The sequence below is a fragment of the Desulfotomaculum sp. genome (assembly GCA_003513005.1).
In the GTDB taxonomy this organism is placed as follows: domain Bacteria; phylum Bacillota; class Desulfotomaculia; order Desulfotomaculales; family Nap2-2B; genus 46-80.
Map to the genome: position 1 here is coordinate 1 of DOTD01000089.1, position 6,278 is coordinate 6,278.

At 41.4% G+C, this 6,278-nt stretch carries 6 protein-coding genes; all 6 read right to left on the reverse strand.

Features of this window, described 5'->3' with window-relative positions:
- Window positions 1-202: 202 nt before the first annotated feature.
- Entirely contained in the window at window positions 203-691 is a 489-nt protein-coding gene (locus DEH07_11495) for an ISAs1 family transposase (GenBank protein ID HBY05107.1), read from the reverse strand.
- Entirely contained in the window at window positions 612-1,976 is a 1,365-nt protein-coding gene (locus DEH07_11500; GenBank protein ID HBY05108.1) for an ISAs1 family transposase, read from the reverse strand. Before DEH07_11500 ends, DEH07_11495 begins: the two co-directional genes overlap by 80 nt.
- Window positions 1,977-2,222: 246 nt before the next feature.
- Window positions 2,223-3,071 (reverse strand): dehydrogenase, encoded by an 849-nt coding sequence (locus DEH07_11505; GenBank protein HBY05109.1) that lies wholly within the window; start codon window positions 3,069-3,071, stop codon window positions 2,223-2,225.
- Window positions 2,965-4,575, reverse strand: a complete 1,611-nt coding sequence (locus DEH07_11510; GenBank protein HBY05110.1) for an aldehyde oxidase — start codon at window positions 4,573-4,575, stop codon at window positions 2,965-2,967. Before DEH07_11510 ends, DEH07_11505 begins: the two co-directional genes overlap by 107 nt.
- Window positions 4,576-4,735: 160 nt before the next feature.
- Window positions 4,736-5,098: a hypothetical protein gene (locus DEH07_11515; GenBank protein ID HBY05111.1), complete on the reverse strand. Its 363-nt coding sequence runs from the start codon at window positions 5,096-5,098 to the stop codon at window positions 4,736-4,738.
- 95 nt (window positions 5,099-5,193) lie between these two features.
- The gene (locus DEH07_11520; protein ID HBY05112.1) at window positions 5,194-6,045 is read right to left on the reverse strand and encodes a hypothetical protein; all 852 of its coding nucleotides are present in this window, start codon (window positions 6,043-6,045) and stop codon (window positions 5,194-5,196) included.
- Between the last annotated feature and the right edge of the window lie 233 nt (window positions 6,046-6,278).

The following is a 6,278-nucleotide window of genomic DNA, read 5'->3' on the forward strand; positions in this document are numbered from 1 at the left end:
AAATTATAATTAGATAAGTATAAATTATACAGGTTTATCTATTTTACCTTTCAATTTTATAAAAAATATAACGACAATATGCGACAATGTTTTTAAAAATCATTTTAAATTAATCTGCCACTATTTAAGGTTCTTATAATATTTACAATGCCTTTTCGTCGAATTTTTGGTGGGGTAATCCCAGGTCTCCGGCAAAGTCACACTAAACGCCAATTAATGACAGAGCAAGTTCGCGATTCCACCCAAGTTTGCGCAGGCTGGCGGCAATATTCTTAAATCCATGCAAATGCAAAAGACTGATTGCCAAGTTGCGAATAGAGGCGAATGCACGAGGCTCAGACCCTATCCTGATCTGAGAACGGTCTTCATCAAAGGTGACATCCCGGACCCAATGCAGGGAATTCTCAATTGACCATTGACCACGAATTATTTCCAGCAACGCCTGTGAATCGGCTTCTTCAGCAGATAGGCTGGTGATATAGAATTGGATATCTTTCTTCGGATTTTCGCCGTGTAAGTCCGTGAATAACCTTTCCACCCTGGCAAATTGGGCGGCATACGGAAAATTTGTCTGTCCCTTTTTTACGGGAGCAGTTTTGATGGTGCGTTTTTCAATTCGTCCGTGCCCCTTTTCCAGTGTTTGGTATGGAGGGGGAAAAATCCTCGTTCTTAGTGCTCTTGACGGTCTCAAAAAGGTTTCCCTGGTTCTGCTTTACCGGAAAGACATAATCAGCTTTTTTATCTTCAACGATAAACCGGGCATGCTCCACTTGGGTATGCATAGCATCGGCTGTAACAACCCTGCCTTTCAGGTCTATCGGTTCCAAAAGGGGCTTGAATGCAGTAATTTCGTTGCTTTTTTTGTCCACCTGTCGCTGGCCGATGACCATTTTCTTATGTTGCAGGAAGGCCGATACCAGGTGAACCGGTTTACCATCCGCCACAGAGGAGCCACGCAATGTCTTGCCGTCAACAGCCACCGCCCGGTCCTGTGATTGGTACAGCAACCACTGGCCGATGAGGTCATCAACTTCATCGCCATTAACCCTTTTCAGCGTCAGGCGCAGGGTCTTTTCGCTGGGTGGGACGAATTTTTTCAGTCTTTCGTTGTATCGGCATCCCAGGCGTTTGAGCGTTTCCTGGTTCAGACAAGCTGCCCATTCACCGATAGAAATAAAACACCTCGCTCCTGAAAGGAGGGCACAGATAGCCACTGCCAGGATAGATATCTGGGAGTGTCGGATACCACGTTTTTTTCGGGAGTCTTCCAGCAATGCCAGATAATCCAGCAACCCTCCCTTGCTCTCAATGGAAACCGTGTTTAAATCGACCATCGCCCGTTCTCCTCCTATCAGTTCTGAAGGAAGAAACGGGGCGGATAGAATTGTGGCAGCATTTTTGAGCAGCGGTTTGACCAGTACGGTTTTTGACTGTCCGTGATAGTAATAGATGCCGCCTGTACGACCATAACCCGTTGTCGTGCCTAAGGGAACCCAGCCGGCAGCCCGGTAACAGGTACCTTTAAATCGGCTGTGGTCCACGAATGTTTCCACCATGACGATCGGGTGTCCATAGACTGTTTCCCAGTCGGCGGACAGTCGTTTGACATTCAACGCCAGCGCCTTGGATGCCAGGTTCTTGATGAAAATACCCGGTAGGATGAGAAAACGCTGGTTGTTGGCGATATACTGCAGCCTTTCGTATTTCCGCTCCGCTGACCAATTGATCCACCGGTCCCGGGGGCTGCATTTCAAGGCTGCGGCGCCCCAGCCGATTAGCGCCACCCACTGGCCATTGAGCAGGGCCACGTATTTGAGGCTCCTGCCTGACAGGCAGCGAAAGCCTAAATAATGGTGCTTGGCCATTATGTCATTCCAGTCGTTCTCCTCTCCGGAAGTGATGGGTCGTACGATCAGATCTTTGAGGTTAGCGACATGGTTGTTGTTATTGTCTTGTTCTGCTCCGTTTCTGTCCATAAGATTTATTTTACATCAACGGGAGAGATTTGACCATACCCATTCTGAAAAATTTGCGGCTTTTGGATAGTTTTTTAACTTTGCCGTAGCTCTGGGGGTAATCCGGGGTAATCCTCTTAAACCGATATTTCTGGAGAAGTAACATTACAGTGAATTCTTCAGCCCCCTGTTACAGATTTGGCTGCCTCATTCATTACAGGGTTGACCAAATAAATTGATCGCACCACGAAATATGCCTTATCTGTTCTATTTAATTAGTTCTTTTAAAACAAAGTCTTTCAACATTCGCAGTGAAACATTTTTACGGTACTCTTTAGTTGAGCGAAGATCATCAATAGGATTTATTAGATTTCCATACTGCTCTTTTATTTTATCAATAGCATTGGGAAGTTCCTTTTTATGAATACTTTTCAAATAGGATTCACTTTGAGGGCTTCTTACAACGGTTGTCGCAACAGCTCCAAAAGCAATTCTCACTTCCCGGATCTCCGTATCATCTGTTTTCGCCAGTGCAAAGAACGACGTTTTGGAGATGGTATTTGATCTCCCCTGACCAACTTTTCTATAGTAGAACCGGTTATAATCCCCAATTGGAATCGTGATTTGCTTTAATATCTCCCCCTGCTTGAGAATATTTTCCCCCGGACCTGTAATAAACTCGTTTATTCCAATGGTATATGTGCTGTTTTTAGAAACAACTGTAACTTTCGCATCAAGCGCATACAGCATCGGCAGGGTATCCCCCGCTGGTGAGGAGTTGCATATATTACCGCCTATTGTGCCAATATTGCGTATTGATGGAGAACCTATCTGCGAAACCGGAAGTTTTATAAAAGAAGGGATCCTCTTATCTTCAAGTATCTGTGTAAATGTTGCAGAAGCGCCAATTCTGATGGCATTATTATCCAAACTTATTCCCTGCAGCTCTTCCAAATGCCCGATAAATATTACATCTTCCGGAAAATCAGCCGCCGTTCCGCACCAGGCTCTATATCTGACCATAACGTCGCTTCCGCCGGCGAATACGATCGTGTTTTTTAAACTCCTGATTTCCAATGCTTCCTGCAGTTGTAGGTCCTGAATCAGGACAACAATAAGTATCCGGATACTGGTGTTTGACTTGTTCAATGGGAATACCCAAAGCTCTGGAAACAATTTTCCTGAGAGTTGTTAAAGAACCCTGACCTATTTCAGTGCTTGACGCAAATATTTCTACTGTATTATCTTTGTATTTCTTTAGCCTGACCTTGGATTTGTTCAATTTTTTTTCACTGTCCCCGGTAAAGCCGCAGCCATGAAAAAAGATAGAACATCCTATGCCTCTTAACTGATCTTTTCCGTTAGAAAACAACTCGCGCTTTCTTTTATAGGACGATTTTTTCTCAATGACTTCCGCTATTTCATCAAGCTTTATTTCGTAATTAAACAGCCCTCCTGTAGACGACGTATCCCCTTTTTTTAAAAAATACTTTTTCTTTAATTCAAGAGAATCTATATTTAATTTTTCCGCGATATTTTCCATATGCATCTCGACGGCAAAAAAAGCCTGGGGCCCGCCAAAGCCTCTAAAAGCCCCAGTTACAATATTGTTAGTCGCATAAGCTCTGGAAGTTACCTTCAGATTTTCAACATTATACACTCCGCATACCGAGAAGCTGATTCTTTGAAGCACTACACTGGAGAGCCCCGCATAAGCGCCTGCGTCAGTTTTAATATCGACTTCCCTTGCTGTTATTCTGTTATGATCATCAATGTAGCTTCTTATTTTAATTATGGAAGGATGCCTCTTGGGAGAAGCAATGAAATCCTCCTGCCTGTCAAAAACTAACTGGACCGGCTTCCCGGTCTTTATAGCTGTAAGCCCCGCGTGAACTCCGGGAATTGAAGGGTAGTCTTCCTTTCCTCCAAAGCCTCCTCCTGTTGGAAGCTGAACGACCCGTATTCTGTCCTCCGTCCATCCAAGAGCCTGTTTCAGAGCATCTTTAATGTAATAGGGGCACTGCATGGAACCATATACAGTTATACAGTTCTTTTCATATACGCCTATCATTGATTGTGTTTCCAGATAAGCATGTTCCTGATATCCTGTTCTGAATTCATCCTCAACGAAAAATTTAGAGCTGCTTACCGCTTTTTCGAAGTTTCCTTTTGAGTATTCATACTCAACAAAGAAAGGTTTATCTCCGAAAATAAAGCCCTCTCGCAGCTCCATAGCCTCTTCGATAGAAAGCACAGGTTTCTCCGGTTCATATTTTACTTTTATACTTTTCAGGATATCCTGGACCTTCTGCCTGTCAGGACCCACGACAAGCAGAATAGGCTCACCTATAAATTTCACTTCATCCCCGGCAAAGAAAGGCTGGTCGTTATAAACGGAAGGTATTATATTTTCCCCCGGAATATCTCTATGGTCAACAATAAAATACCCCTCCGGCATTTCAGGAATTTTAATTGAAGTTATTTTGGCACGGGATAATTCAGATCGAAGTGTTTTGGCATATAGCATGTTTTCAAAGTGAATGTCCGAACAATACTGCGCTCTGCCTTCTACTTTTGCATCAAAATCAAAACGCTTTACCGGTTTGCCTATATGCTCCACAACCATCCCTTAACTGTAATTATAAAAATTGTATCACGTACCTGCAGTCAGCCAGATATTTTGAACACTTCCAGCGCGGTACTCCTGATATATTATAATCATAAACAGTATAATTTCTATTATTTTTTACCAACTGGATGTCCTGGTTGGTACTTCCGCTTTAAAAAATTCCCTGTTCTTTTTGTTTTTGAAACTTGATTGTGCTGCACTTTTCACATCTATATTCCGGAAATTTATCTTTTGTTTTATCATACCCTTTTGCCCTGACAATTCTGTAACCTCTGGAACGTTTGCCGCAATCAGCGCAAACAATATCTTCCGCCACTTCCCATTGAGGATTCATAGCTTTTGATGTAAATATAAATTTGTCCGCCCAAAAGAAAATTAGCCCGCCGATAAGATTAGCTATAACTGTATTCCAGGTAACTCCAAAATGTAAATACATTAAACATAATGCTAATATTGGTGAACTTAACTGCCAGCGTGTTAAATATAATAAATACTGTTTAATCAATGTAATCATCTATAAGCCTCCTTGTATAAGAGATGATCCTCGTCAACACCGGCAGCTTTGAGTACAGCATATAATAACCGGCGCCGCCCTTTTTAAAAAGCAGCTCATCTTTTGTTATGTTTAATTATCATAAGATATTCCCGTAAAAAGTTGATCAAACCCTTAACACAGATCATTCTAAAATCAGAGTATTTAAGATTGACGTCATAGATCCTTTCCTGGTTTACCCATCCCCTGTACTGCTTCTGCGGGAAGTCTATAATATTCATAGCATGTTCCTTGCCGTCAGAAAAGGTGAACTCCCAGCCGATCCCTTCGTGTACAAAAAGATTGCGCATATTATTAATTATCAAGGCAAATTCCTCTATATCAATGTCTTTTTTAATTGTTCCATTTACAGCGCTATTTATATATTCACCGTAATTTTCTTCAGTCAGCCTTTCGCTTGATGAAATCCTCTTCACGTTATCCAGGATTAACTGTCTGTCCCGGACTGAAATTTTATTATTAAAGAAATCGATTAACATATCTATTTTGCTCATATCTTTTTTCCCGGCAAGTACATTCAGGGCTTCGATGCAAACCACAATAAAGAAGATTTTTAATCCAAAATCACCTTTCCTTATTTGTTCTATATCATCCGCCAGAGAAATCAGCCTCGTAATTGAATTAATCATCCTCCTGGGGATATTGCTATCTTGAAAAGATAATATACTCTTGATGAAACTCTCCGCCTTCTGCTTGCTGGGGAAGAATTCCCCGTAAAAATCACCTAATTCAAGAAATAACTCCTCCTCAAATTTAATTCTTAAAAACGAATTGTATAATTCAAACTGCTTTTCCGGGTTCTTTTCGTTTATGACTTTCGTAAAATAAGAGGCCGGAATGCCTAATTTATCTATAAAATATTCTTCGGTTATATTAAGTTGTGACAAGACTTTTTTTAAATCAAACATTAATCGATCCCCTCCCGTGTCCTCTTCCCGCCTTACAATATAGCCGATGCTCTTTTTTCATTTATCTTAACACAAAAATATTGAAAACGCCTGCTACAGTGAATCAATATAATGGGCATAATTATGCGTGATAAAATAAGGGGACTTCAAAAGTCCCCTTATCAGCATTTTGTATATGTTTAAACCAAAAATTGATCTGGTAGTTTTTTGATTTTGTGATAATTTACTTGACA

What these genes read in the sequence shown, in the direction of transcription:
- DEH07_11515 (HBY05111.1), bottom strand. Translation starts at nt 5,098, where the DNA reads ATGATTACATTGATTAAACAGTATTTATTATATTTAACACGCTGGCAG.
- DEH07_11520 (HBY05112.1), bottom strand. Translation starts at nt 6,045, where the DNA reads ATGTTTGATTTAAAAAAAGTCTTGTCACAACTTAATATAACCGAAGAA.
- DEH07_11500 (HBY05108.1), bottom strand. Translation starts at nt 1,976, where the DNA reads ATGGACAGAAACGGAGCAGAACAAGACAATAACAACAACCATGTCGCT.